This window comes from Mycobacterium nebraskense (assembly GCF_002102255.1).
In the GTDB taxonomy this organism is placed as follows: domain Bacteria; phylum Actinomycetota; class Actinomycetes; order Mycobacteriales; family Mycobacteriaceae; genus Mycobacterium; species Mycobacterium nebraskense.
Genome location: NZ_LQPH01000128.1, coordinates 1 through 23,484 on the forward strand (window position 1 = coordinate 1; position 23,484 = coordinate 23,484).

A 23,484-nucleotide genomic window follows, 5' to 3' on the forward strand; every position below is an offset into this window, starting at 1 on the left:
TTTGGCCACCTCCACACCGACCAACAAACCCACAATCGGCCGTGCCAACCGGCAGCGGCTTGACATAGGAGAAACGCATGGCCCCGAAAAACACCCTGCGGAAACTTTTCCTGGAATGGCCCGTCCTGCGTCAGCTGCGTTCGGGAGACAAGTTCGGCCGCGGCTCGGCCGTCACGTCGAAGCAGACCCGCGCCATCACGCCGCGCACGACGACGGCCGACCGCGTGGTGCAAAGCATCTGTCCCTACTGCGCGGTCGGTTGCGGTCAGCGGGTGTACGTCAAGGACGAGCGGGTGGTCGGAATCGAGGGCGACCCGGACTCGCCGATCTCGCGAGGCCGCTTGTGCCCCAAAGGTGCTGCCAGCGAACAGCTGGTGAATTCGCCGGGCCGGCAGCTGCAGGTGCTCTACCGCGCGCCGCGGGCGACCGAATGGCAGCCCCTCGAGCTGGACACCGCGATCGACATGATCGCCGACCGGTTCGTCGAATCCCGCCGCCACACCTGGCAGGACATCGACAAGAAGGGCAACCTGTTGCGCCGCACCATGGGGATCGCCGCGCTGGGCGGTGCGACCCTGGACAACGAAGAGAACTACCTCATCAAGAAGCTCTTCACCGCCGCGGGCGCCATTCAGATCGAGAACCAAGCCCGTATTTGACACTCCGCCACGGTTCCCGGTCTGGGAGCCTCCTTCGGGCGCGGTGGCGCCACCCAAACACTGCAGGACATGGCCAACGCCGATTGCATCGTCATCCAGGGCTCCAACATGGCCGAGTGCCACCCGGTCGGTTTCCAGTGGGTCGAGGAGGCTCGCGCCCGCGGCGCGCGGGTGATTCACGTCGACCCGCGATTCACCCGAACGTCGGCGGTGTCGGACAGACACATCCCGATCCGGGCCGGTTCGGACGTGGTGCTGCTCGGCGCGCTCATCAACCACATCCTCACCAATGATTTGTGGTTCTCCGAGTACGTCGTCGCGTACACCAACGCCGCTACCCTGATCAACGAAAAGTTCAGGGACACCGAGGATCTGAATGGCCTGTTCTCTGGGTTCGACTCCGAGACCGGGCAATACGACAGGTCGACGTGGGCGTACGACGAACCAGAGAACGGCCAGATCGAGTCCGCCGGCGGCGGCCACACCCACGGTGCCACCGCATCGCCCAGCGCGGCCGGCGACGAGCACGGCAGCGGCGGCCCCCCGCTCGCGCACGCCCGGGTGAAGCGCGACGAAACCCTGCAGCACCCGCGCACCGTCTTCCAGATCCTCAAGCGCCACTACGCCCGGTACACCCCGGAGATGGTCACAAACGTTTGCGGCATCAGCCGCGCGGACTTCGACTACCTCGCCCGCTCCATCGTCGAGAACTCCGGGCGAGAGCGCACCACCTGCTTCGCCTACGCCGTCGGATGGACGCAGCACACCCTGGGGGCCCAATTCATCCGCACCGCAACGATTTTGCAACTCCTGCTGGGCAATGTGGGCCGCCCGGGCAGCGGCATTATGGCGCTGCGCGGCCATGCCACCATTCAGGGCTCCACCGACATTCCGACGCTGTTCAACCTGCTGCCCGGCTACCTGCCGATGCCCAAGGCGGGCACGCACGACACCCTGGCCGACTATCTCGGCGCGGTGGGATCGAAGAAACAGAAAGGCTTTTGGGCCAACGCCGACACCTACGCGATCAGCCTGCTCAAGGCGTGGTGGGGGGAGGCGGCCACGAAGGACAAAGACTGGGCCTACGACTACCTGCCGCGGCTGTCCGGCCCGCACGGCACCTATCAGACCGTCATGGGCATGTTGGCCGACGAGGTCGAGGGCTACTTCCTGCTGGGCCAGAATCCCGCGGTCGGGTCGGCGCACGGCCGGATGCAGCGCCTCGGCATGTCCCACCTCAAGTGGCTGGTGGTCCGCGACCTCAACCTCATCGAGTCGGCCACCTGGTGGAAGGACGGCCCCGAAATCGCCTCGGGCGAACTGAAAACCGAGGACATCGAGACCGAGGTGTTCTTCCTGCCCGCGGCCACGCACGTCGAGAAGGCGGGATCGTTCACCCAGACCCAGCGACTGGTGCAGTGGCGGCACAAGGCCGTCGAGCCGCCGGGACAGTGCCAGAGCGAATTGGCCTTCTTCTACGAGCTGGGCAACCGCATCCGGCAGCGGTTGGCCGGATCAACCGACGAGCGTGACCGGCCCCTGCTGGACCTCACGTGGGACTACCCGACCGACGAAAGCGGCGACCCGGACGGCGAAGCCGTGCTGGCCGAAATCAACGGCTACCACGTCACCGACGGCACGCCCTTGTCGTCGTACACCGAGTTGCGCGCCGACGGATCGACCGCCGCCGGTTGCTGGATCTACACCGGCGTCTATGCGAACGCCACCAACCAGGCGGCGCGCCGCGTTCCGCACGGCGGTGAGTCGCCGAGCCAGCACGAGTGGGGCTGGGCGTGGCCGGCCGACCGGAGAATTCTCTACAACCGCGCCTCGGCCGATCCGGACGGCAAGCCGTGGAGCGAACGCAAGAGGTACGTGTGGTGGGACACCGTGCAGCAACGGTGGGTCGGTTACGACGTGCCCGACTTCGTGGCCGACCGGGCGCCGGGCAGCCGGCCCGATCCGGATGTCGGAGGGCCCGATGCGCTCGCCGGGGACGACCCGTTCATCATGCAGGCCGACGGTAAGGGCTGGCTGTTCGCGCCAAAGGGTTTGGTCGACGGGCCGCTGCCCACGCACTACGAACCGCAGGAGTCGCCGGTCGCCAACGCGTTGTATCCCCAGCAGCGGAACCCGGGACGAATCACGTTCCCGCGCAAGGACAATCTGAGCGCGCCCAGCGCAGGGGAGCCCGGGGCCGACGTGTATCCGTACGTGTTCACCACCTACCGGCTCACCGAGCATCACACCGCCGGGGGGATGAGCCGGTGGCTGCCCTACCTGTCGGAGCTGCAACCGGAGATGTTCTGCGAGGTGTCCCCGGAGTTGGCCGCCGAACGCGGTCTCGAGCCCTACGGGTGGGCCACCATCATCTCGCCGCGCTCAGCGATCGAGGCCCGGGTCCTGGTCACCAAACGTGTTGCGCCGCTGGTCATCAGCGGCCACACGGTGCACCAGATCGGGCTGCCATACCACTGGGGCGTCGGCAGCGACGCCGTGGTCAGCGGGGACGGGGCCAACGACCTGCTCGGCGTGACGCTCGACCCCAACGTCCAGATCCAGGAGTCGAAGGCCGGCTCCTGCGACATCCGGCCGGGGCGCCGGCCGCAGGGCGAGGACCTGCTGCGCCTGATCGCCGAGTATCAGTCCCGCTCGGGGGTCACCACCGAGACCGGCAACGTCCGGATCAGCGACGGCGTATGGGAAGGGGGAGCCGATGGGTCAGCTGAGCGGACCGACCGACCCGACGAGTGACGCCGGCTGGATAGAACCCAAGCCGCGCAAGGGATTCTTCACCGACACCTCCATCTGCATCGGTTGCAAGGCCTGCGAGGTCGCGTGCAAGGAGTGGAACCGCAACCCGCGCGACGGCGACCTCGAGCTGCTGGGTTCGTCCTACGACAACACCGGATCGCTGGGTGCCAGCACCTGGCGGCACGTCGCCTTCATCGAGCAGGGCCGCGACCGGATCGAAGAGGCGCGCGAATCCGGGCGCGCGCTCACCGATTTGGGCATGCCCGCGCTCCCCGGGGCCGCACCGAGGCCAGACATCACACCGCCGGACACTCCCGAGTTCCGCTGGCTGATGTCGTCGGACGTGTGCAAGCACTGCACGCACGCCGGCTGCCTGGACGTCTGCCCGACGGGCGCGTTGTTCCGCACCGAGTTCGGTACCGTCGTAGTGCAGGACGACGTCTGCAACGGGTGCGGCACCTGCGTGGCCGGATGCCCGTTCGGCGTGGTCGAGCGGCGAAGCGACGGCACGTATACGACACCGGCGCAACGACCGGACCGTCCCGCCGAGAAACCCGTCTCCGGGGTGGCCCAGAAGTGCACCCTGTGCTACGACCGCCTTGTCGAAGACCAGATCCCGGCCTGCGCCAAGACCTGTCCGACGACGTCGATCAAGTTCGGAGACCACGACGATCTGGTGGTCAAGGCCCGGGAGCGGGTCGCCACGCTGCATGCCCAGGGTCTGACGGAGGCCCGCCTCTACGGCGCCAACGAGCACGACGGCGTGGGCGGCACCGGGTCGATCTTCCTGCTGCTCGACGAGCCGGAGGTCTACGGCCTGCCGCCCGACCCGCGCGTGTGCACGGCCGACCTGCCCCAGATGTTCAAACGAGCGGGCGTTGCCGCGGCGGGGATGTTCGCCGCCGCGGCGCTGGCCTTCTGGAAAGGCCGGTGAAAAACCCATGAGCACTTCGGAATACGACAGCCTGCGCCCGCCGGAGCCTGCGGGCGACAAGCGCCGCAAAGGAAAGCGGGCGGGCCGCCCACCGACTCGGAAGGGTGGCGGCGACGGCTCGCGCGAAATGCCGATGGTGCCCGAGGCCGAGTTCAGTTCCTATTACGGGCGTCCGGTGGTCAAGCCCGCGCCATGGGGGCACGAAGTGGCGGCGTACTTGTTCTTGGGCGGCGTCGCTGGCGGATCCGGCCTGCTGGCGGCCGGTGCCCAGCTCACCGGGCGAAACACTCTGCGCCGCAACACAAGGCTGTCCGCCCTGATCGCGGTGCTGCTCGGCGCGGTCGCGCTGGTCAAGGACCTGGGCCGGCCCGAGCGTTTCGTCAACATGCTGCGGACGGTCAAGCTCACCTCACCGATGAGCATCGGCTCGTGGATTCTCTGCTTCTTCAGCGCGGGCATCGGGATCGCGGCGGTCTCCGAGGTCGACCGGATGACGGGTGAGCGAATCCCGTTGGGGCCGTTGCGACCCGTTCTGCGCGCCGTGGAGGGACCGGCCGGATTGGAAGCCGCCGCCTTCGCGCCGCCGCTTGCCGTCTACACCGCGGTGCTGCTCACCGACACTGCGACACCCACCTGGAACGCTGCGTATAGGGACCTGCCGTTCGTGTTCGTTAGCTCGGCGAGCCTGGCCGCATCGGGATTGGCGATGATCACCACCGGAGTCTCCGAGGCCGGGCCCGCCCGCAGGCTGGCCGTCATCGGTGCAATCGGTGACCTGATCTCCGCCAGGTTCACGGAATACCGGATGGATCCGGTGACCAGAGAACCGCTGCACCAAGGCACGCCCGGCCGGCTGCTGGCATGGAGCGAACGCCTGGCCGCCGTGGGCGGTCTTGGCGCATTGCTGGGCGGGCGACACCGCGGTGTCGCCGCCCTGTCCGGCCTGGCATTGCTGACGGCGTCGGCAATGCTGAGGTTCGGGTTCTTCGAGGCGGGACTGGAGTCGGCCCGCGATCCCCGCTACACGATCGAGCCCCAGAAGCGCAGGCTGGCGGCCCGCCGGGCCCGCGGAGCCGCCGGCGACTCGATCACCACCGCGGGCTGAGCGTCGAGCGGTTTGCGCCCGGCGCACCGGGGTACGTATAGGAACATGACGAATTTTGGCTACACTCTGATGACCGAGCAGAGTGGACCCAAAGACCTTGTACAGCAATCCGTTTCGGCCGAAGAGCGGGGTTTCGACTTCGAGGTGTGCAGCGACCACTTCTCCCCCTGGCTGGTGTCACAAGGGCATGCGCCCAACGCCTGGGCCGTGCTGGGAGCGGTTGCGCACGCCACCGAACGGGTGGACCTCTACACCTACGTGACGTGCCCCACGATGCGCTATCACCCGGCCGTCGTCGCCCAGCAGGCCGCCACCGTGCAGATCCTGTCCGACAACCGCTTCACCCTGGGCCTGGGCACCGGCGAGAACCTCAACGAGCACATCGTCGGCAAGGGCTGGCCGACCGTCGAGCGTCGGCAGGACATGTTGCGCGAAGCCATCAAGATCATCCGCGAGCTGTTCGGCGGCCACCTGGTGAACTTCCGCGGCGACTACTTCCAGGTCGACTCCGCACGCCTGTGGGACGTGCCCGAGGTCCCGGTCGGCATCGCGGTGGCGATGGGCGGCACCAAGGCCATCGACAGATTCGGCCGGCTGGCCGACCACTTCGTCGCGGTGGAGCCCGACGGGGAGCTCGTCGACGCGTGGCACGCCGCGCGTCAGGCCGCCAACCTCGCCGGCGGCGGCCGCGTGGTCGGCCAGATCCCGGTGTGCTGGGACCCCGACCGCGACACCGCCGTCAAACGCGCCCACGAGCAGTTTCGTTGGTTCGCCGGCGGCTGGAAGGTCAACGCCGACCTGCCGACGCCGGCCGGTTTCGCCGGCGCGACCCAATTCGTCCGACCCGAAGACGTGGCCGATTCCATCCCCTGCGGCCCCGACCTCGATGCGATCGTCGAGGCCGTCCGGCCGTATTGGGAGGCCGGGTTCACCGACGTGGCGCTCGTCCAGGTCGGTGGGGAGTCGCAGGACCTCTTCCTGTCCGAAGCCGCCGAACCTTTGCTTGCCGCGCTGCGGAGCGCAGCAAACTAATCGACGTTTGGGCGTTACTCGCCCGGGTATCCGGCTTCCATCGTGGACATCCGGTGAGTAGGGGTCGGTGCGGCACCATCCCGGCCGCACCGCTCACACTTCAAGAACAACGAGGACCGGCCGACCAAAATCATCCTCAATCCGACGTAATCGAAAGAGTGGGGTAAAACGGAATAGCTATGGCAAATGAATTGAAAGGCAAGAAAGTCGCGATTCTCGCGGCCGATGGCGTAGAGAAGGTAGAACTCGAACAGCCTCGCGCGGCGCTCCGAGAGGCCGGCGCCCAAGTCGAGTTGCTTTCGCTGAAGACCGGAGAAATCCAGGCTCGCAACCACGATCTTGAGCCGGCCGGCACCTTCGAAGTCGACCGGGCGGTCTCGGACGCGTCGGTATCCGAATTCGACGGACTGGTACTTCCGGGCGGCACCGTGAATCCGGACAAGCTGCGGATGGACAGCTCTGCGGTCTCCTTCGTGCGGGACTTCGTCGGTTCCGGAAAACCGGTCGCCGCGATCTGTCATGGCCCCGTGACGCTGGTGGAAGCCGGTGTGGCAGAGGGCCGGACGCTGACGTCGTATCCGTCCATCCGCACCGACCTTCGCAATGCGGGCGCAAACGTGGTGGACGAAGAGGTCGTCGTCGACGGCAATTTGATCTCCAGCCGCTCACCGTCGGATCTGCCGGCGTTTTGCGCGGCCATTGTCAAGCAATTCGCCGATGCGCCTGCAGGTTAGCGCCAAAAAGTGTTTCCCCGCTCCGTTTGAACCCATCGGTTTGCGGGCATTACCCAGGCCAAGCAGTGATCGCCGCGGCGATCTGTCGGAAGGCCAAAGTTGACCACAATATATCCAGGACCCGCTGTCTCGGCTGCTTCGACGGTTTATCAGCCGCAAGATGATTCGCGATTGCTGGTAGATGTGATGCACGAGAGTGCGCTCATTCGGGGACGGCGCGTTCTCGACCTATGTACGGGTAGCGGATTCGTCGCGATTGCCGCCGCCGAGATGGACGGCGCCAGCGTCACGGCCTTCGACATCTGCCCGCATGCGGTGGGCTGTTCGCGCGGCAACGCGACGGCCGCCGGCGTGAATGTCGATGTCCGGAAGGGCACGTGGGGCGACGCCCTCGACTGCGCGCCGTTCGACGTCGTGGTGTCGAATCCGCCGTATGTGCCGACACCGCCGCACGACGACACGGCGGCGATCAGCCCGAGTGCGGGGCCGTCGTGGGCCTGGAACGCCGGCCCGGATGGGCGAATGGTGCTGGATCCGCTGTGTGAAGCGGCGCCGAAGTTGCTGTGCGACGGCGGTACCCTACTTCTCGTACACTCGGCGCTCGCCGGTGTCCAACAATCGCTGGATTCCCTGAAATGGGCCGGCATGGACGCGAAAGTCGTTGCATCCAAATGGATACCGTTCGGCCCCGTGATGACGGCGCGGGCAACCTGGTTGGAGAGCGTCGGCTTGATACCCCGCGGACGCCGCGAAGAAGAGCTGATCGTGATCCGGGCGGACAAGCGGTGACCGCCACCCGGGTCCAGGTGGTGGCGGGCGGGCCGGTGCTGGTGTCCGGCCCGGTGCGCATCGAGATGCCCAACGGGGAGGTCGTCGAGTCCGACCGGTTCATGGTGGCGATCTGCACCTGCCGGCGCAGCGAGACGTACCCGTTGTGCGACACCAGCCATCGCAGGTGCCGGAACATCGGGCGCCGAACCTCTAGTCCAGCTCCCTCCGCAACGACGTCCGATCCTGCTGCCACGACGCCATAACCGTGTCGGCCAACCGGTTTTCGACGGCGGCGTGGGCGCGGATCCCGAACACGACGTCGCGATCCAGCTGTGGCTCCCGGGCGACGAGGTCGCCGACCACGTCGATGCGCACCACGTGCTCGTGCACCGCGTCGGCCTCGACATGCTCGGCGTAGAACTCGACGCAGGCCGACGGTGCCTCCATCCGCTGGAGGGCCTGCACCATCCGGCGGGATCCCGGCGGAGAGGTGATCTCGGTCGACGCAAAGTGCCCGATGGCGGCCCCACGCAGCTCGCGGTGCAGCCCGAACAGGGACATCAGGTTCACCGCCGCCAACGCTTCGGCGCCGACGACGTCCACGTAAGCCAGATACGTCGTGTCGAGGTTCGCGGCCGCCATCAGATCGGCGTAAAGCTGCTGGTGCAGCCGGGGACCCTGCCCGGCGCCGTACTCGTCGAATTCGATTGCCACGAAAGCCGCTTTCGCGACACCCATCAGTCGCGGGATGGCCCACGCGTGCGGGTCGCCCTCTTTGAGGTGATACACAGACCGGTGTACGAAGTATTCGCGCATCTGCTGCCAGGTACCGGTGTCGCGCAAGTAGTAGGACGGGCCGGTGCCGTCGACCGGTTCGACCGAGATGGCGTCCATTTCGGCGGCCGCCGTCTGATCTGATGCGATGGGCCCGACATCGCGGCGCACGCCCGCCAAGAAAACGCGTTCCAGTTCGCCGCGTAGCGCCAGCAGCGCCGGATTCCACTCCCAGCCGGGGTCCACGCCCGCGAAGCCGCGGTAGTGCAGCTCGTAGCACATGCACAGCGCCAGCTGTAAATCCAGGCCGTAAGGGTCCGAGTCGCGCACGGAAGCGCCGATGCGGGTCAGGTGGTCGTGTGACGGCGGTCCAGTCAGGGCGTGGCGAACGGCGGTCGACAGCGGCCCGTGTGCCGCCGGCAGGGCGGGTTCGGTCGTGATTGATGCGCGGGTCACGCCCACGTCTACCCGCAATCCAGGGACCACAAACGGTGTGGCGTCACCGCTGCCCGGCCCCATCCGGCAGACGGAAGATGATGTCGGCGGTCGTGCCCGTGGGGGTGCAGTCGAGCTCCATCGCGTTACTGAGCGCCCTCATCAGCAGTAGGCCCCGCCCACCGTTGCCCGGGTTGGCGGCCGGTGTCTTCCACGATCCGTGGTCGGTGATCCGGGCGCGGATTTCGCCGTCTGCGAGTTCCACGTCGAGCAGCATCGTGCCAAGGGGGTGCCCGGAGTATGCGTGCTCGACGCAGTTCGTGCAGGCTTCGTTGATGACCAACACGATGTCGGCGGCCAACTCATCCCCGACGTCGGCGGTGCGCAGCCAATCGGCCACCCGATGCCGGATGCCGACCAATCGATCTGCGCTGGCCTCACTTTCGATCCGAAGTGGGGACTGCTGGTGTCGGTAGATCACCATCGCCACATCGTCGTCATACCCCGCCGCGGGGGCCAGCTCACGCAGGACCGCGTCCGCGACGGAGTCCAACGGCAACGTCGTCGTCTTCACCAGAACCGCTGCGGCTCGGGCAATCCCGTCGTCAATGGACTCGTGTTTGCGCTCGACCAGCCCATCGGTGAACAGCATCAAGGTGGAGCCGGGTGGCAACACCCGGCTGGTTTGCGGGCGAGGCTCCGTCCGGCGGACCGCGAGCGGGACCGACGCGGCATCGGTCAATAACGTCGTCGTGCCGGGCTCGGACCCGACGAGCACGGCGGGCATATGGCCGGCGTTGCTGTACTGCAGGACCCCGGATTCGGTATCCAGGATCGCCAGGAAGACCGTGGTGCAGTACGCATTCGGAATGAGCGATGCCGCCGAGTCGAGTTGCTCGAGCAACAACGCGGGCTCGGCCCCGTTGATCAGCAGCGCTCGCGCCGAGCTGCGTAATTGACCCATGACCGCCGCCGCCGGCAGGCCACGACCCACGCAGTCGCCGACGACGATGCCGATGTGATGATCGGCGATCGGCAGCACGTCATACCAGTCGCCACCGATTTCCAACGGCGGGACCGCGGGCTCGTAGCGCACGGCGAACCCCGGCGGCGGCTGCATCGTCGGCAGCAGGGCGCGCTGCAACGTCAGCGATGTCTCGCGGGCGCTTTCGAATTGGCGGACATGCTGCATGGCCAGGCTGAGGTGACCGATGAGAACCGTGACCAGCAGCCGGTCTTCGGCACTGACCCAGCGCGGTGAGCGCAGCTCCAGCCACAACGCCACGTCGCCCGCGCCGGAGAGCACCGCCACCAATCCCTGTGCCTTACCCGGATTGTCGGGCCGCTCAACCGTTTTGGCCGTCAGCGGCAGCTGATGACGAGCCTCCTCAAAGGTATGGCGCAACCACGGATCCAGCGTCCGCCAGGATGTTTCGGCCGGCTCGCCCGCCACCTGGACAGTCGGTTCGCCCTCACCGTTCGGCCAGGAGATCGCGACGACCCGTTGCACGTCGATCGCCGCGCTGCACTCGTCGAGGGTGGTGGACAGCAGCTCGTCCACGCTCTTGGCCACAGCCACCGCTGTCGCCAGGCGCAGGACCGCGCTTTCCCGTGCGGCGAAAGCCCGTTCGGCGGTGATGTCACGCATCGTGCCCACGAAGACGTCCTGGTCGCTGCCGCTTCCCTGGACCGCGTTGATGCTCACCGTCACCCAGACCAGGTGCCCGTCGCGATGCCGAATCGGTGTCTCGTAGGCGGTGGTGCCGATGCTCTTCACCAGCCCTTGCTGCTGGCGGGCACCCCTTTGGTCGACCAACCACGGGTGCGGCCACCGGTAGGGCAAACCCTCGGCGGGATAGCCGAGAATTTCGATCAGGGCGTTGTTCATCTCGATCACGGAGCCCTCGTGGTCGCTGACGAAGAACCCCTCCTGCAACGAATTGACCAGCGCGGTGCGGAATTTGTCGCGGTCGGCCAGCCCCTCGGCGCGGGCGCGCTCGCGCGCGAAGCGCCGGGTGCCGTCGAGAAACCCGCGGGTGGCGATGTCGAGCGGGACCAAGGTCTGCAACAGGAATTCCAGCGCGATCGGTGCGTCGATCTGAATGTCCTTGGCCAGTTCGAGGATCAGCTGGACGTGGCGCTCGATGATGGCGAGCATGCTGACTTCTTCTTGCAGGGCCCGGCGCCCGAGCTCGTACGCGATCCCCAGGCTGTCCTCGTCGCGCGCCTTCAGATAGGTGCGCAACGCCCCGGCGTACTGGGCGTGGAAGTCGTGGTCGTCGCTCATGTCGAGGCTCCCCGATGACGGGCGGTCAGCACCAGGGCATCGTCAGTTTCCTTGGCGTCCTTACCGAGAAGTTCTTCAGCGATGGCGACAGCGGGGGCCGAGAAGTCGATGTGGTCCAGGTAGTTTTCGGCAATTCCGTCGGTACTTATCACGAGCAGGTCACCGGGACGGATCGAAACAACCTGAGCCGGCCTGATTTCCGGTATGCGGTAGCCGACGATTCCCGCGGTCAGCCGCGCGCTGGATCGGATTTGGACGCCAGACGGGGACTTCGCGACCAGGTCGGCGGTGACGTTGCCGACGCCCGTCCAGCTCAGCGTGTTGGCCGCAAAGTCCACCCGCGCCAACGTCATCGCGACCCCTCTGGTGCCCTCCAACACACGGTGGCAGAGTTGGATCAAGACTTCGAGCCGCTCCGAGCTGGAGCGTTTGACCGCCTCGACGGCGCGCAGCGCAGCGGTTGCGGCATCCGGACCGTGGCCGAGGCCGTCCACCACGCCGAACAGAGCGGCCTCACGATCAATTTCGACGGCGAGACCCCGGTCTCCTGAGATGTACTCGCTGGGCAGGGGACGCCCCGCCCTTGCCCACTCGATCGGTCCGAACCGGCCGTGTTCATGCATGGGGCGGGACCCATTTCCACATCTCGACGACCGTTCCCCGGCCGAGCGCGGACTCCACGAACAACCTGTCCATCAGCCGGCGGGAGCCGGGCAGGCCCATCCCCAACCCGCGGCCGGTCGAATATCCGTCCTCCATCGCCCGCTCGATGTCGGCGATGCCGGGTCCCTGATCCTCGGCGCGCACCACCACGGCCTTGCGGCCCTCCCGGTCGCCCACGAAGACCCGGACGGTGCCGCGACCGGCGTAACTGGTGATGTTCCGCGCGATCTCGGAGATCGCCGTGGCGATCATCGTGACGTCGGTGAGAGAGAATCCGAGATCGAGTGCGAGTTGGTGTCCGGCCTTGCGGGCGGCGACGATGTCGTCAGATTTATGGATGTCGACGACGATGTCACCCGCCACCGTCGCGCCCGATCGTCGACTTCCCCACTCCGCCTTGGCGATTCAGCAGCGCGAGGCCCTCTTCGAGGTCCAGCGCCGTGTTCATGTCATCGAATGCAAGGCCCAGCTGGACCATCGCGAAGGCCACCTCTGGCTGCAGGCCCACGATCACCGTGTCCGCGCCCCGCAGTCGGGTCATGTGCGCAATGGTCCGCAGCGATCGGGCGGCGAACGAATCCATCACGTCGATGGCGGTGACGTCGACGATGATGCCCTGCGCGCGGAACTGGCTGACCCGCTCCATGAGGTCGAAGCGAAGGCGTTCGGCGTCGGAGTCGGTGAGGGCGGCCTGCACCGAGGCGATGAGAATCGAGCCCTGTTTCAGAATCGGTACTGGCATGGGGTGCTCGTGTCGATCGCGGTTATCCGGTCTGCTCGCCCGTGCGCGTGACTTCGTAGCCCAGTAGGCGCTCGGCTTCCTCGATGCCACCCTGCAGGTCGCCGACGGCGTTCATCTTCGACAGGTCCAGCCCGATCGTCACCAGCGTCAGCGCGATTTCGGAGGACAGGCCGGTGATGATCACGCTGGCGCCCATCAGGCCCGACGCGTCGACCGTCTGCACCAGGTGGTTTGCCACCGTGGAGTCGATGGTCGGCACACCGGTGATGTCGATGACCACCACTTTCGCACGGTTCGCGCGGATGGCTCTCAGCAGTTGCTCGGTGACCTGGCGGGCGCGCTGAGAATCGAGCACACCGATGATCGGGAGAATCAGCAGCTGTTCACGCACCTGCAGCACCGGCGTCGACAGCTCGCGGATCGCCTCCTGCTGCTGGCGGATGATGCGCTCGCGCTCCTGCACGAAGCTGACGCCGACGGTGTTGGCGATGCGGTTGGCCGCCGGTTCGTAGGCGTCCAGAACCCGGTTGAGCATCTCGAACTCGGTCTGGTACTTCTCGAACAGCGACCGCGCCAGCACGTCACGCAGCAGCAGCACGATGCCGAGCACTTCGTCGGTCTCCACGCCCCGGGGAATGATGCGCTCCGACAGGTCGCGCGCGTAGGCCTGCAGCGCCTCGACGCTACCGGTCTCGAGCACCTCCACGTAGTTGTCGTAGACGGCGGTCGCCTCGGAGAACAGCTCCTCCGGGGTCATCGCGGTGAGCAGCTCGGCCTCGGTGATCCTGCGCGCCCATTCCTCCCGCAGAACGGTTCGGTTCTGCCGCAGGTGCTGGACCAGCTGGGGCAGCAGGCCCTCGCTGGAAATGGTTACCGCCTGCGCGGTGGCGCCAGCGCTGCTGAACTCCGACGGCGAATCTGACATGTGGCCTCCCGACTACCGGTCCGCGCCCCGCCGTGTGCAGGCTCGATTTTGCGAGACTAGCGTGGGTTGTCGCGGGGCAGGTGTTGAGGGCATATTCTTCTCGCAGTTCGCAACGCAGGCTAGGCTTGCACCACACTTAAAGCCCAGGACAAAGGATCGCCATTGTCAGCTCCTGATTCGATTACCACGTTGGTCGAGGACCACGATGGGGTGTCCGTGGTCAGTGTCAGCGGTGAAATCGATTTGGTCACGGCGCCGGCCCTGGAACAGGCCATCGGCGCCGTCGTTGCGGAGAACCCAACGGCACTGGTCATCGATCTTTCCGCGGTGGAGTTTCTCGGGTCGGTGGGGCTGAAGATCCTGGCGGCGACGTACGAGAAGCTGGGCACGGCGACGGGGTTCGGGGTGGTTGCCCGCGGTCCGGCCACCAGGAGGCCGATTCACCTGACCGGTCTGGACAAGACCTTCCCGCTGCATCCGACGCTGGACGACGCGCTGACCGCGGTGCGGGACGACAATATCAGCCGCTAGTCGCGTTATCCCCGCGCCGACGTTGTGGGACAACATGTTTGGCGAAATCGCCGGCGTGCATCGAGGTATACGGATTCCAAATAGGCGGACGCCGAATCAATTCAAATTGCAGCAGCGGATGACGATTCTCGCGGCCCTTCGGCGCGAAACGGCGCTGGCACATACGACAGGTGCGATGATCACGGCTATGGACGTCGATCATCCGCAAGACGACCAGCGGTGGGATAGCAACCAGCGTGGCGAAACCGAAATCCAACGGCTGGACCGCAATTGGAACAGCCTGCTGCAGGAGCTGCGCGTGGTGCAGACCGGTGTGCAATTGCTGACCGGTTTCCTGCTGACGCTGCCGTTCCAGCAGCGTTTCGACGTTCTGGACCCGCCGATGCGCAACCTCTATCTCGCGACGGTGGGATGCTCGGTGGGCGCAACGGTGCTGCTGATCGCCCCGGTCGGCATGCATCGGCTGCTCTTCCGGCGCCACCGCCTGCAGGTGCTGGTGTCCGGCGCGCACCGCTGTGCGTACGCCGGGCTGGCGCTGCTCGGCCTGGCGCTGACCGGGATGACGATCATCGTCTTCACCGCGGTGGCCGGGAGCAGTCCGGGCCTGATCGCGGGAGTGTGTGCGCTGGCGCTGTTTGCGTTCTTCTGGTGGCTGCTACCCCTGCTGCTGCGCACTCACGGCATCTGACGCGAGTGCGGCGATGCGGGTCGAGTCCAGATGCTCGAGCAGGTCCTGCGGATCGGTGAAGATCGGGGACGCACCCGCCGCCTGCAGTTCCTCGCGGGCGATCCCGCCGCTGAGCAGGCCGATGCAGGACAATCCGGCGCCCGCCGCGGCATGCGCGTCCCACACGGCGTCCCCGACGAACACGGCATGGTCGGCGTCAACCCCGGCTCTTTCCAGCGCGACCTGCACGATGCCGGGGTCGGGCTTGGCGGTGTCGACGTCGCGCGACGACGTCGTTTCGAAGATGACGTCGTCAGAGTCGAGGACCTTGCGCAATATCTCCAGTTCGTCGTCGGGCGCCGAGGTGGCCAGCACGACCTGCAGCCCGAGCTCGGCGACGCGGTGCAGCAGCGCGCGGGCACCCGGCAGCGGTGCGAGCAGGGGGTGCTCTCCCGGTAGTAACGGCTGTGCCCGTCGCTCAGCCGCTCTTGGACGTCGTCCGGGGCGTCGTTGGAGAGCGTTCGCACCAGCGTGGAGCCGTCCATGCCGATGCAGCGGTGGATCTGCCAGGCGGCCACGGGTAGGCCCTCGGCGTCGAAGGCGCGTTGCCACGCGTAGACGTGCAGATAGTTGGAGTCGACCAGACTTCCGTCGACGTCGAACAGGACGGCGGGTTTCATCTGCGCGGCATACCCAGGCCGCGGCCGGCTGACACCAGTGCGCGGTGTCCTTTGGGTTTCAAGGTGGCGGGTCACCGCCGTGCGTGATCCGCGTGACGGTTGCGGCTCCATAGCCGCCGGTGGCCGCCCCGGACAGCCCAACCGCACGCCGCGCGAATCGCCCTGATACACAGACTTTCTCACGTGAAGTTGGATTACCCATGAGTCGACCCGGTCGATCACCAACGGAACGGTGTGGTTGCTGCGCATGCGCCGTAGGGTGCGCGACGCCGAACTGGCCTCGCACGCCGCGAATTCCGATGAGCCCGCCCCTTGCCGAGCAGTTGACCCGTGAGCTAACGAACACCGATCCGCGCGCGGCCGCCCGCCGAGACGTTTAATCGCCGGGGTGACCGGGTAAGAGCGGGGTCATGGTCGCACCCGTTTCGCTGCGAGCAGCAAACTACCCGGTCGAGTACGAGCGTGATTTCCCTCTGCCCGGCGTCGCGGCCGTGGCGGTCTGGGCGGTCAGTTTGGCGATCGGGCTGTTCGAGCTGTGGGTCGGGCATGAGAGGGTGGCCATCGGGGCGCTGATCGTGTCCGTCGTCGCGCCGTGGTTGGGCCTGGCGCTGGTGCATCACCCCGCGGTTGCCCGGCACCTGAGGCGGCTCAATTGCCGGCGGCGCGACTTTTTCGAATCGTTCGGTGTAACTCGCGCCTGAATGGGGTACTGCCTGCGCCAACGGGTGAGTACAGGAAAGTGCGTCAACCCGGCTCATTTGCAGGAAGGAACTGCCATGACGAGCGCAAGCGACTATGACGCACGCCGGGTGTCCGACATGGAAACCCAGGACAAGTCCCCGATACGCGAGCTAGCACCGACCTTGCAGGGATCCGCCACCGCGGTGGTCGACGAGGACCCCAACGATGTGCACTTCTTCGAGCTGCCCGGCGCCGACCTGTCCGGTGAAGAGCTGTCGGTGACGGTGATTCCCCAGCGGTCCGACGAGTTCACTTGCTCGAGCTGTTTTTTGGTGCAGCACCGCAGCCGGTTGCGCAGCTCGAATGCGGGCCTGTCCATCTGCGCCGACTGCGCGTAAGGCCGCCACCCTGGTCAGGGTCACGCGCTTGGCGATAACCGCGCCTTGACCAAAGGAGAAACGCCGTGTTTGTGTCGTCAGCGTGGCAGCAGCGGCGATGGGCCGGCGGCACAGGCCGGACGTTCTGACGCGTCCGCCAGGCCTGCCCGCGCCGCGCCCACTCCGCTCGGCCTGCGCCGCGGCGTACGCCATCGCCTATCTTGTCGGCGGCGAGCGCCGGATGCTGCGGTTGATTCGCCGATACGGGCCCATCATGACCATGCCCATCCTCAGCCTGGGCAACGTGGCGATCGTGTCCGACCCGGAACTGGCCAAGCAGGTTTTCAGCGCCGCACCGGACGTCCTACTTGGCGGAGAGGGAGTCGGCCCGGCGGCGGCGATCTACGGGTCCGGGTCGATGTTCGTTCAGGAGGAGCCGGAGCATCTCCGGAGACGCAAGCTCTTGACCCCCGCACTGCACGGCGCGGCGCTGAGCAACTACGTCCCGATCATGCAGGACGCGGCCCGCGCGGCGATGCACAGCTGGCCCGTCGACCGCCCGTTCGAGATGCTGACCGCGGCCCGGGCCCTGATGCTGGACGTGATCGTCAAGGTCATGTTCGGGGTGGATCATCCCGACGAGGTGCGCCGCTTGGGCGCGCCCTTCGAACGCCTGCTGAATCTCGGTGTCTCCGAAGAATTAACGGTGCGGTATGCGTTGCGCCGGCTCGGCGCGTTGCGGGTCTGGCCGCGCCGCGCCCAGGCGGGCAAGGAGATCGACGACGTCGTCCTGCCGCTCATCGCCGAACGGCGAAACGATCCCCGGCTCGGGGAACGCTCCGACATCCTGGCGTTGCTGATGTGCGCACGGGGGGAAGAAGGAGAATGCTTGTCGGACAGCGATATTCGCGACGACGTGATCACCCTGATGCTGGCGGGCCACGAAACTACCGCGACCACGTTGGCCTGGTTATTCGACCTGCTGCTGCACCATCCGGATGCGCTGCGGCGCGTCCGGTCCGAAGCCTGCAGCGGTGCGGAGGACTTCACGATGGCGGTGATCAACGAGACGTTGCGGATACGCCCCCCGGCCCCATTGACGGCCCGCCTTGCCGCGCAACCACTTACGATCGGAGGCTACCGGATCGACGCCGGCACCCGCGTCGTCGTCCACATCGTCGCGATCAACCGCAACCCCCGCAGCTACGATCAACCGAACGACTTCTGCCCGGAGCGGTTCCTGGGTGCCCAGCCGCCGACATACGCATGGGTCCCGTTCGGGGGTGGCGCGAAACGCTGTCTTGGGGCGAGCTTTTCCCTGCGGGAGTTGATCACCGTGCTGCACACGCTGCTGCGTGAAGGCGAGTTCAGCGCCGTGGACGACAGGCCCGAACGAATCGTCCGGCGCTCCATCATGCTGGCCCCCGGGCGCGGCACGAGGGTGCGGTTCAGGCCCATTCCGTCATCGTTGTAGCTGCTGTGGGCTTGGCGCGGAATCGATTTAGGCCTGCGCCCATTCGCGTTCACACACGGCGCAACGCCGGGTGACCATCGCCCAGTCTGGTTCGTCCTTGACGGGCTCGCGGATCAGGTGGGCGGACGCGTCGCCGCAGCCGGGGCAGGCGCAGATGGCGCGGTAGGTCTCGACGGGCTGGTCCGCCATCAGCCGCAAGTTCTCCGCGCGGGTGAACGGCACGATCGTCAACGACTCGGGGCGGGGGACCGGGTGCGGATTGTCGAACCACAACAGACCACAGGTCACCGTCGCCACCGCCGTGAAGATGGCCACGATCATCGTCGGGATGTCCCACGGCCAGTTCGGCGGGATGGGCGTCACCGCGAGAACCACCAGCAGGGCGGAGATCAGCGAGCCGATGATGGTGCCGGGTTTGGCGAACCGGTAGCCGCCGACGTTCAGCGCTTCCCATGCCTGGATCTCATGCTGCCGTTGCGCGATCTCCGCCAGGGTGGGGTGGCCAGGGCAGTGGACTGGCGCCGCGGAATCAGCAAATGTTGTGACCTGTCGGCCAACCCCGTGCGGCTTGCCCCGCCCGGGCGACGGGCTTGCCAGCGCCATGCGGGCAGAGCTTAATGGCAAAGGCTCATCGCTGCAGTGTCAGACACTGCGGTCGGCTGTCGTGCCAGCTAACACAACTGGGTCGGGGTGGCGGGATTTGAACCCACGGCCTCTTCGTCCCGAACGACGGCGACCGGGGAAGATGGCTGACGTTGGCTAGTGATGGACGTGATCAGGAAATAGCTGTTGATCGGCACTCTTCCGTCGACTTCCCACAGTCCTTAGCAAGGGCCATCGAGACGGAAAACGTACCCATCTGCGTACCCAGTATGAGTCCCTCGCGGTGCGCCGCAACGGGTCAGTCTGCGAGTCGCTCCATCTCCTCGTCGGCGACCCCTCTCAATTGGCCGAGGAGGGCGCGCCCGAACTCCGTGATTTCGCGGACATACATCGGGGGTCCGGCAGCCATGCCGGGTGTTGCCACGCCGGTGTAGATCAGAGCTGCTGCGACGGGTTCGGCCAACGTTCTGTGGACGGCCAATTGGTCCCACTCGGCTGCCTGCTCGTACTTGAGATCAGTGTGCCTCTCCAACCGGATGAGAGCGCGGACATGCAGCGGTTCCAACTGCGTCAGGGCCGTCACAATCAGCGCAGCGTAATCGACGGCGGCCTCATCTTCGCTCAGCAAGGCATCGGCAACAGCCCTGCCAAGCAGCCGCCGCTTTGCCTCGAAGCCGGTTCTTGCCGCCGCCTCCAGCGCCTCACCGAGGAGCGCCTCGACCCGTGAGTCCTCCAACACGCGTTCCACTAGACGGTCATGCCCGGCCAAGTCGGCAATCTCTCTGGCGGTCGACTCAATCCGGTAGCGTCGCCGCTCGTCGATGGCGTCGTACACGGTTTGCAGCGGGCCGCCAACTTGTGGGATCGCAGATAGTGCTGCGCTGACAATTACGACGGGGATTGGGCGCGGTGTGCTCATGTCGGAAAAGCTATACGCTCCCCGGTACACCATCACGAAGGCCGACTTGGACAGTCGTCGTATCGAGGGAGTCTGCGGCATGGCGGAGCCCGCCGCACGTAAATTCGAACCTATGCTCTACGTTCAGCGGTTCGTTGACCGACAACACCTCTACTTGGCCGCTTCGGTCACGGCACACTTCACCGCTGAGCTTGCTGGCGACGGTCCCGAAGACTACGAGACGAAAACGGGCACGGCATTCGTCGTGGAGAAGCAAGGGTCCCTGTTTTTCGTCACCAACCGCCACGTGTTCGACTACAACTACAAGCCTCCCCACGGTGTCATCCCGTCGGCGAAGCTTCGGGGCGTTGAGATTCGTGGATACGCCCAACCGAGCGACCTTTCTCAGCCTGCACCCCCCTGGACCTGGACATGCACACAGGAGACATCTGGAATCGCCTTTCACCCAGACGAATCGACTGACCTCGCGGTCGTTAGCGCCGGACGCGGTTCCTTCAACCCGGGGGACCCCGGTCCAAACTGCTTGGGGATGGAGTGGCTTGCGTCGGCAACGGAGATCGACGGGCTGATGCCGGGAGAAGAAATATTCCTTGCCGGATACCCCGGCATGGCCGGGCCGATTGAACGCCCGTTGATCGTCAGGGGAATCATTGCTAGCGATCCCAGGCACCCGGCGACCTTTGGCAAAGCGCATCTCGGAAACGCTGTCCTGTGCCATTCATTCAGCTGGAGTGGAATGTCCGGCGCTCCTGTATTGGGGATCTCGCAGTCGATCGGCAAAGTCAAGCTCATCGGTGTTAACGCCGGACACGTTGGAGGCTCGGGCATCACGGGAGGTGTGATCTCTCATTTCGTGCGGTCGAGCGCACTGACGGAGTTGATGGGAAATTTCGTCACGCTCCCCCCTCTTCTCGGCGGTGGTTGGCGCGCTGAAACCCCCGAGGAAATCGCTGAGTCGCTTCGATTTCAAAACCCGTCTCAGTAAAGACGCCGCTTGGGTATCGGATCGCCCTAGGCCAGGCGGATTTCCCATTTGATTTTGACGGAGACATGTCCGGTCCCGCCGTAGTCAGGCGTGGGTTCGATGTCGATGACTTTGCAGAGCAGATGCCCGTGCTCGTTGCGCATCACACCTATAGATCCCACATTGACCTTCGCAGACCCGCGTGTCTTCAATGTGGCTAGGGACTCCCTGCAGGAGTTCCCGAAGGTGACGCCGCACGACCCCCGTCACACAGCCGCCAGCTTGGCGGTGTCGGCGGGCGGCAACGTCCTTGCGCTCGCGCGGATGCTCGGACACGAGGACCCAAGCCTCACACTGCGAACGTACGCGGACCTGTTTGACTCCGACCTTGATGCGCTGGCTGATGTGCTGGACCAGCACCGTGCGGCGGCGCTCTGACCATCAACTGCCAACAGCAACAGTGAAACTAACGAGGAAAACGTACCGAGTACGCTGCAGCGAACTGCCTAGTGACCTCGTTGAGCCTGCTACCAGGCTCTTTGGGTCGGGGTGGCGGGATTTGAACCCACGGCCTCTTCGTCCCGAACGAAGCGCGCTACCAAGCTGCGCCACACCCCGCTTGAAGCTCCGACAGCCTATCGCACCGGCCGGTCGGCTGGCCAAATCGCGGTGTGGCGGGTCACTTCCATAGGCAGGAGCGCTCGAACTCCGCCAGCGCCTCGGCGGGGCCGCTCGAGTCGAGTCCCTGCGCGCTGACCCACTCGTCGCTGAAATAGGTGTCGGTGTAGCGGTCGCCGCTGTCGGCGAGCAGCGTGACCACCGAACCGCTGCGCCCTTCCGCGACCATCTCGGCGAGCAGGCCGAAGGCGCCCCACAAGTTGGTGCCCGTCGAGGGCCCCACCCGGCGTCCCAGGACGGCGCTGACATGGCGGGCGGCGGCGATGGACGCCGCGTCGGGCACCGCCACCATGCGGTCGACCACGCCGGGCAGGAACGACGGCTCGACCCGCGGCCGGCCGATGCCCTCGATCCGCGACGAGGTGGGCATCACGATGTCGTAGCGGTCCTCGGCGTAGGCGGGAAAGAACGCGGAGTTCTCCGGGTCGACGACGCACAACCGGGTCGCGTGCCGCCGGTAGCGGATGTAGCGGCCGATCGTCGCGCTGGTACCGCCGGTGCCCGCGCCGACCACGATCCATTCCGGGATGGGGTGCGTCTCCTCGCCCATCTGCTCGAAGATCGACTCGGCGATGTTGTTGTTGCCCCGCCAGTCGGTGGCGCGTTCTGCGTTGGTGAACTGGTCCAGGTAGTGCCCGCCGGTGTCGCGGGCAACGCGCTCGGCCTCGGCGTACACCTCACTCGAGTTCTGCACGAAATGGCAACGCCCGCCCTGGGCTTCGATCAGTGCCACCTTGGACGAGCTGGTGGACGCCGGCATCACCGCGACGAACGGCAGACCCAGCAGGGCCGCGAAGTAGGCCTCCGAGACCGCCGTCGAACCCGACGAGGCCTCGACCACCGTGGTGCCTTCGTTGATCCACCCGTTGCAGAGCGCATAAAGAAACAACGAGCGCGCCAACCGGTGCTTGAGGCTGCCCGTGATGTGCGTGGTCTCGTCTTTGAGGTACAGCGCCACATCGACATCGCTGCCGTCCGCGCCCCACGCCGACGGCAGCGGGTAGCGCAGTAAGTGCGTATCCGCGCTTCGGCGCGCGTCGGCGTGGATCAGCCGGACCGCGTTGTCCGTCCAGCACCGCGAGCGGCTGCGGACCGCGATCCGGGTCCGCTCGGTCAACGCACCGAAGCTGTTGGCTGCGAATGGCTCAGGTCACTGGCTGAATCGCGACCGCCCATCGGGGAGGCGATCAACGTCAGCAGGGTGGCCTCGGGCCTGCAGCAGAACCGCACCGGCGCGAACGGCGATGTGCCGATCCCGGCGGAGACGTGCAGCTGCATGTTCGCGCCCCACCGGGACGGTCCCTTCGCGCGGGACCGGTCCAGGCCGCAGTTGGTCACCAGGGCGCCGTAGAGCGGCAGGCAGACCTGCCCGCCGTGGGTGTGTCCGGCCATCACCAGCTGGTAGCCGTCGGCGGCGAAGCGATCCAGCACCCGCGGCTCGGGCGAGTGAACCAGCCCCAGCCGCAGGTTCGCGGCCGGGCTGGCCGGGCCCGCGATCGTTTCGTAGCGGTCGCGGTCGATGTGCGGGTCATCGACGCCGGCGGCGGCGATGTGCAGGCCGGCCGCCTCGAACTCGCGCCGGGTGTGGGTGAGGTCGAGCCAGCCGCGCTCGGTGAAGGCCGCCCGCAGATCCTGCCAGGGCAGCGGTTCACCGTGGACCCGGTGCGACGGGTTGGTCACATACTTCAGCGGGTTCTTCAGGCGCGGCCCGAAGTAGTCATTGCTGCCGAACACGAAGACACCCGGCCGCGACAGCAGATCCCCGAGGGCCTGCACCACCGCGGGCACCGCTTTGGGGTGGGCGAGGTTGTCGCCGGTGTTGACCACCAGGTCGGGTTCCCAGTTGCTCAGCTCGCGCAGCCAGGCTTGTTTGCGACGCTGGGCGGGCAGCATGTGGAGATCGCTGATATGCAGCACCCGCAGCGGCGTTGAGCCGGGCGTCAAGACGGGCATGGTTATCTCACGCAGGACGAAGGCGTTGCGCTCGACGACCGCGGCATAACCGATGCCGGCGACGGCCGAACCGAGTGCGACGGAACCGGCGCGGATCAGCGTGGGCAATACATCAGCCATGCTGGCAGCCTACTGCCGGTTG

24 protein-coding genes, 1 tRNA gene and 2 pseudogenes are annotated in these 23,484 nt (G+C 66.5%); 14 read left to right on the top strand and 13 right to left on the bottom strand.

Annotated features, from left to right (window positions below):
- The first annotated feature begins 77 nt into the window (after positions 1 to 77).
- The 7 genes from fdh to AWC17_RS16465 all read left to right on the top strand — a co-directional run bounded on the left by fdh (position 78) and on the right by AWC17_RS16465 (position 8,252).
- On the top strand, positions 78 to 3,413 hold the full coding sequence (gene fdh, locus AWC17_RS16435) for a formate dehydrogenase (protein WP_244193500.1): 3,336 nt from the start codon (positions 78 to 80) through the stop codon (positions 3,411 to 3,413).
- The gene (locus tag AWC17_RS16440; protein WP_046186952.1) at positions 3,376 to 4,347 is read left to right on the top strand and encodes a 4Fe-4S dicluster domain-containing protein; all 972 of its coding nucleotides are present in this window, start codon (positions 3,376 to 3,378) and stop codon (positions 4,345 to 4,347) included. The genes fdh and AWC17_RS16440 overlap by 38 nt, the downstream gene beginning before the upstream one ends.
- A 7-nt stretch (positions 4,348 to 4,354) precedes the next feature.
- Entirely contained in the window at positions 4,355 to 5,452 is a 1,098-nt protein-coding gene (nrfD, locus tag AWC17_RS16445; protein ID WP_085164862.1) for an NrfD/PsrC family molybdoenzyme membrane anchor subunit, read from the top strand.
- A gap of 45 nt (positions 5,453 to 5,497) precedes the next feature.
- Positions 5,498 to 6,484 (top strand): LLM class F420-dependent oxidoreductase, encoded by a 987-nt coding sequence (locus AWC17_RS16450; RefSeq protein ID WP_046182794.1) that lies wholly within the window; start codon positions 5,498 to 5,500, stop codon positions 6,482 to 6,484.
- Positions 6,485 to 6,663: 179 nt separating this feature from the next.
- On the top strand, positions 6,664 to 7,218 hold the full coding sequence (locus tag AWC17_RS16455) for a type 1 glutamine amidotransferase domain-containing protein (RefSeq protein WP_046182793.1): 555 nt from the start codon (positions 6,664 to 6,666) through the stop codon (positions 7,216 to 7,218).
- A gap of 99 nt (positions 7,219 to 7,317) precedes the next feature.
- Positions 7,318 to 8,007 (top strand): HemK2/MTQ2 family protein methyltransferase, encoded by a 690-nt coding sequence (locus tag AWC17_RS16460; protein ID WP_046182792.1) that lies wholly within the window; start codon positions 7,318 to 7,320, stop codon positions 8,005 to 8,007.
- Positions 8,004 to 8,252, top strand: a complete 249-nt coding sequence (locus tag AWC17_RS16465; protein WP_082122912.1) for a CDGSH iron-sulfur domain-containing protein — start codon at positions 8,004 to 8,006, stop codon at positions 8,250 to 8,252. The genes AWC17_RS16460 and AWC17_RS16465 overlap by 4 nt, the downstream gene beginning before the upstream one ends.
- Here AWC17_RS16465 and AWC17_RS16470 read toward each other — a convergent pair.
- The 6 genes from AWC17_RS16470 to AWC17_RS16495 are packed head-to-tail and all read right to left on the bottom strand — an operon-like array spanning position 8,200 to position 13,815.
- Positions 8,200 to 9,219 (bottom strand): iron-containing redox enzyme family protein, encoded by a 1,020-nt coding sequence (locus tag AWC17_RS16470; RefSeq protein WP_046182797.1) that lies wholly within the window; start codon positions 9,217 to 9,219, stop codon positions 8,200 to 8,202. The two genes, AWC17_RS16465 and AWC17_RS16470, sit on opposite strands and share 53 nt — an antisense overlap.
- A 43-nt stretch (positions 9,220 to 9,262) precedes the next feature.
- Positions 9,263 to 11,485, bottom strand: coding sequence for a SpoIIE family protein phosphatase (locus tag AWC17_RS16475; protein ID WP_046182791.1), 2,223 nt, complete (start codon positions 11,483 to 11,485; stop codon positions 9,263 to 9,265).
- Positions 11,482 to 12,108 carry a SpoIIE family protein phosphatase gene (locus AWC17_RS16480; RefSeq protein ID WP_046182790.1) on the bottom strand — a complete coding sequence of 209 codons (627 nt, stop codon included), beginning with the start codon at positions 12,106 to 12,108 and terminating at the stop codon, positions 11,482 to 11,484. Before AWC17_RS16480 ends, AWC17_RS16475 begins: the two co-directional genes overlap by 4 nt.
- Positions 12,101 to 12,511 carry an anti-sigma regulatory factor gene (locus tag AWC17_RS16485; protein WP_046182789.1) on the bottom strand — a complete coding sequence of 137 codons (411 nt, stop codon included), beginning with the start codon at positions 12,509 to 12,511 and terminating at the stop codon, positions 12,101 to 12,103. The genes AWC17_RS16480 and AWC17_RS16485 overlap by 8 nt, the downstream gene beginning before the upstream one ends.
- Positions 12,501 to 12,890, bottom strand: coding sequence for an STAS domain-containing protein (locus AWC17_RS16490; RefSeq protein WP_046182788.1), 390 nt, complete (start codon positions 12,888 to 12,890; stop codon positions 12,501 to 12,503). Before AWC17_RS16490 ends, AWC17_RS16485 begins: the two co-directional genes overlap by 11 nt.
- Before the next feature lie 22 nt (positions 12,891 to 12,912).
- Positions 12,913 to 13,815 carry an STAS domain-containing protein gene (locus AWC17_RS16495; protein WP_046182787.1) on the bottom strand — a complete coding sequence of 301 codons (903 nt, stop codon included), beginning with the start codon at positions 13,813 to 13,815 and terminating at the stop codon, positions 12,913 to 12,915.
- A gap of 162 nt (positions 13,816 to 13,977) precedes the next feature.
- Here AWC17_RS16495 and AWC17_RS16500 point away from each other — a divergent pair, with 162 nt between their 5' ends.
- Positions 13,978 to 14,346 carry an STAS domain-containing protein gene (locus AWC17_RS16500; RefSeq protein WP_141224653.1) on the top strand — a complete coding sequence of 123 codons (369 nt, stop codon included), beginning with the start codon at positions 13,978 to 13,980 and terminating at the stop codon, positions 14,344 to 14,346.
- A gap of 187 nt (positions 14,347 to 14,533) precedes the next feature.
- Positions 14,534 to 15,034, top strand: a complete 501-nt coding sequence (locus AWC17_RS16505) for a DUF6328 family protein (protein ID WP_046182796.1) — start codon at positions 14,534 to 14,536, stop codon at positions 15,032 to 15,034.
- Here the strand turns inward: AWC17_RS16505 and AWC17_RS16510 are convergent.
- Positions 15,002 to 15,693, bottom strand: a pseudogene (locus AWC17_RS16510) (HAD family hydrolase). The gene AWC17_RS16505 and the pseudogene AWC17_RS16510 overlap by 33 nt on opposite strands.
- A 410-nt stretch (positions 15,694 to 16,103) precedes the next feature.
- On the opposite strand from AWC17_RS16510, the gene AWC17_RS16515 reads away from it, so the two are divergent.
- From AWC17_RS16515 to AWC17_RS16525, 3 genes are all read left to right on the top strand, one after another.
- Entirely contained in the window at positions 16,104 to 16,394 is a 291-nt protein-coding gene (locus AWC17_RS16515) for a hypothetical protein (protein WP_052742728.1), read from the top strand.
- Between the two features lie 75 nt (positions 16,395 to 16,469).
- Positions 16,470 to 16,772, top strand: coding sequence for a DUF4193 domain-containing protein (locus tag AWC17_RS16520; protein WP_046182785.1), 303 nt, complete (start codon positions 16,470 to 16,472; stop codon positions 16,770 to 16,772).
- Between the two features lie 97 nt (positions 16,773 to 16,869).
- Entirely contained in the window at positions 16,870 to 18,225 is a 1,356-nt protein-coding gene (locus AWC17_RS16525; protein WP_085164864.1) for a cytochrome P450, read from the top strand.
- A gap of 27 nt (positions 18,226 to 18,252) precedes the next feature.
- Here the strand turns inward: AWC17_RS16525 and AWC17_RS16530 are convergent, their stop codons facing one another.
- Both AWC17_RS16530 and AWC17_RS16535 read right to left on the bottom strand, forming a co-directional pair.
- Positions 18,253 to 18,828: a hypothetical protein gene (locus AWC17_RS16530; protein WP_046182784.1), complete on the bottom strand. Its 576-nt coding sequence runs from the start codon at positions 18,826 to 18,828 to the stop codon at positions 18,253 to 18,255.
- A gap of 298 nt (positions 18,829 to 19,126) precedes the next feature.
- Entirely contained in the window at positions 19,127 to 19,663 is a 537-nt protein-coding gene (locus tag AWC17_RS16535; protein WP_052742727.1) for a hypothetical protein, read from the bottom strand.
- A gap of 163 nt (positions 19,664 to 19,826) precedes the next feature.
- On the opposite strand from AWC17_RS16535, the gene AWC17_RS16540 reads away from it, so the two are divergent.
- Positions 19,827 to 20,732 carry a S1 family peptidase gene (locus tag AWC17_RS16540; RefSeq protein ID WP_167385593.1) on the top strand — a complete coding sequence of 302 codons (906 nt, stop codon included), beginning with the start codon at positions 19,827 to 19,829 and terminating at the stop codon, positions 20,730 to 20,732.
- A 26-nt stretch (positions 20,733 to 20,758) separates the two neighbouring features.
- Here the strand turns inward: AWC17_RS16540 and AWC17_RS33875 are convergent, their stop codons facing one another.
- Entirely contained in the window at positions 20,759 to 20,893 is a 135-nt protein-coding gene (locus AWC17_RS33875; protein WP_264055616.1) for a hypothetical protein, read from the bottom strand.
- A 58-nt stretch (positions 20,894 to 20,951) separates the two neighbouring features.
- On the opposite strand from AWC17_RS33875, the pseudogene AWC17_RS33565 reads away from it, so the two are divergent.
- Positions 20,952 to 21,149: pseudogene (locus AWC17_RS33565) on the top strand (tyrosine-type recombinase/integrase); the annotation flags it as partial.
- Between the two features lie 106 nt (positions 21,150 to 21,255).
- On the opposite strand, the gene AWC17_RS16550 reads toward AWC17_RS33565, so the two are convergent.
- The 3 genes from AWC17_RS16550 to AWC17_RS16560 form a co-directional block, all read right to left on the bottom strand.
- A tRNA-Pro gene (locus AWC17_RS16550) sits at positions 21,256 to 21,329 on the bottom strand.
- Positions 21,330 to 21,390: 61 nt separating this feature from the next.
- On the bottom strand, positions 21,391 to 22,506 hold the full coding sequence (gene cds1 / locus AWC17_RS16555; RefSeq protein WP_046182780.1) for an L-cysteine desulfhydrase Cds1: 1,116 nt from the start codon (positions 22,504 to 22,506) through the stop codon (positions 21,391 to 21,393).
- Positions 22,503 to 23,462 (bottom strand): metallophosphoesterase, encoded by a 960-nt coding sequence (locus AWC17_RS16560; RefSeq protein WP_046182779.1) that lies wholly within the window; start codon positions 23,460 to 23,462, stop codon positions 22,503 to 22,505. Before AWC17_RS16560 ends, cds1 begins: the two co-directional genes overlap by 4 nt.
- Positions 23,463 to 23,484: the final 22 nt, after the last annotated feature.

What these genes read in the sequence shown, in the direction of transcription:
- AWC17_RS16440 (WP_046186952.1), top strand. Translation starts at nt 3,376, where the DNA reads ATGGGTCAGCTGAGCGGACCGACCGACCCGACGAGTGACGCCGGCTGG.
- nrfD (WP_085164862.1), top strand. Translation starts at nt 4,355, where the DNA reads ATGAGCACTTCGGAATACGACAGCCTGCGCCCGCCGGAGCCTGCGGGC.
- AWC17_RS16450 (WP_046182794.1), top strand. Translation starts at nt 5,498, where the DNA reads ATGACGAATTTTGGCTACACTCTGATGACCGAGCAGAGTGGACCCAAA.
- AWC17_RS16455 (WP_046182793.1), top strand. Translation starts at nt 6,664, where the DNA reads ATGGCAAATGAATTGAAAGGCAAGAAAGTCGCGATTCTCGCGGCCGAT.
- AWC17_RS16475 (WP_046182791.1), bottom strand. Translation starts at nt 11,485, where the DNA reads ATGAGCGACGACCACGACTTCCACGCCCAGTACGCCGGGGCGTTGCGC.
- AWC17_RS16480 (WP_046182790.1), bottom strand. Translation starts at nt 12,108, where the DNA reads ATGCATGAACACGGCCGGTTCGGACCGATCGAGTGGGCAAGGGCGGGG.
- AWC17_RS16490 (WP_046182788.1), bottom strand. Translation starts at nt 12,890, where the DNA reads ATGCCAGTACCGATTCTGAAACAGGGCTCGATTCTCATCGCCTCGGTG.
- AWC17_RS16495 (WP_046182787.1), bottom strand. Translation starts at nt 13,815, where the DNA reads ATGTCAGATTCGCCGTCGGAGTTCAGCAGCGCTGGCGCCACCGCGCAG.
- AWC17_RS16505 (WP_046182796.1), top strand. Translation starts at nt 14,534, where the DNA reads ATGGACGTCGATCATCCGCAAGACGACCAGCGGTGGGATAGCAACCAG.
- AWC17_RS16515 (WP_052742728.1), top strand. Translation starts at nt 16,104, where the DNA reads ATGGTCGCACCCGTTTCGCTGCGAGCAGCAAACTACCCGGTCGAGTAC.
- AWC17_RS16520 (WP_046182785.1), top strand. Translation starts at nt 16,470, where the DNA reads ATGACGAGCGCAAGCGACTATGACGCACGCCGGGTGTCCGACATGGAA.
- AWC17_RS16525 (WP_085164864.1), top strand. Translation starts at nt 16,870, where the DNA reads ATGGGCCGGCGGCACAGGCCGGACGTTCTGACGCGTCCGCCAGGCCTG.
- AWC17_RS16530 (WP_046182784.1), bottom strand. Translation starts at nt 18,828, where the DNA reads ATGGCGCTGGCAAGCCCGTCGCCCGGGCGGGGCAAGCCGCACGGGGTT.
- AWC17_RS16540 (WP_167385593.1), top strand. Translation starts at nt 19,827, where the DNA reads ATGGCGGAGCCCGCCGCACGTAAATTCGAACCTATGCTCTACGTTCAG.
- AWC17_RS16560 (WP_046182779.1), bottom strand. Translation starts at nt 23,462, where the DNA reads ATGGCTGATGTATTGCCCACGCTGATCCGCGCCGGTTCCGTCGCACTC.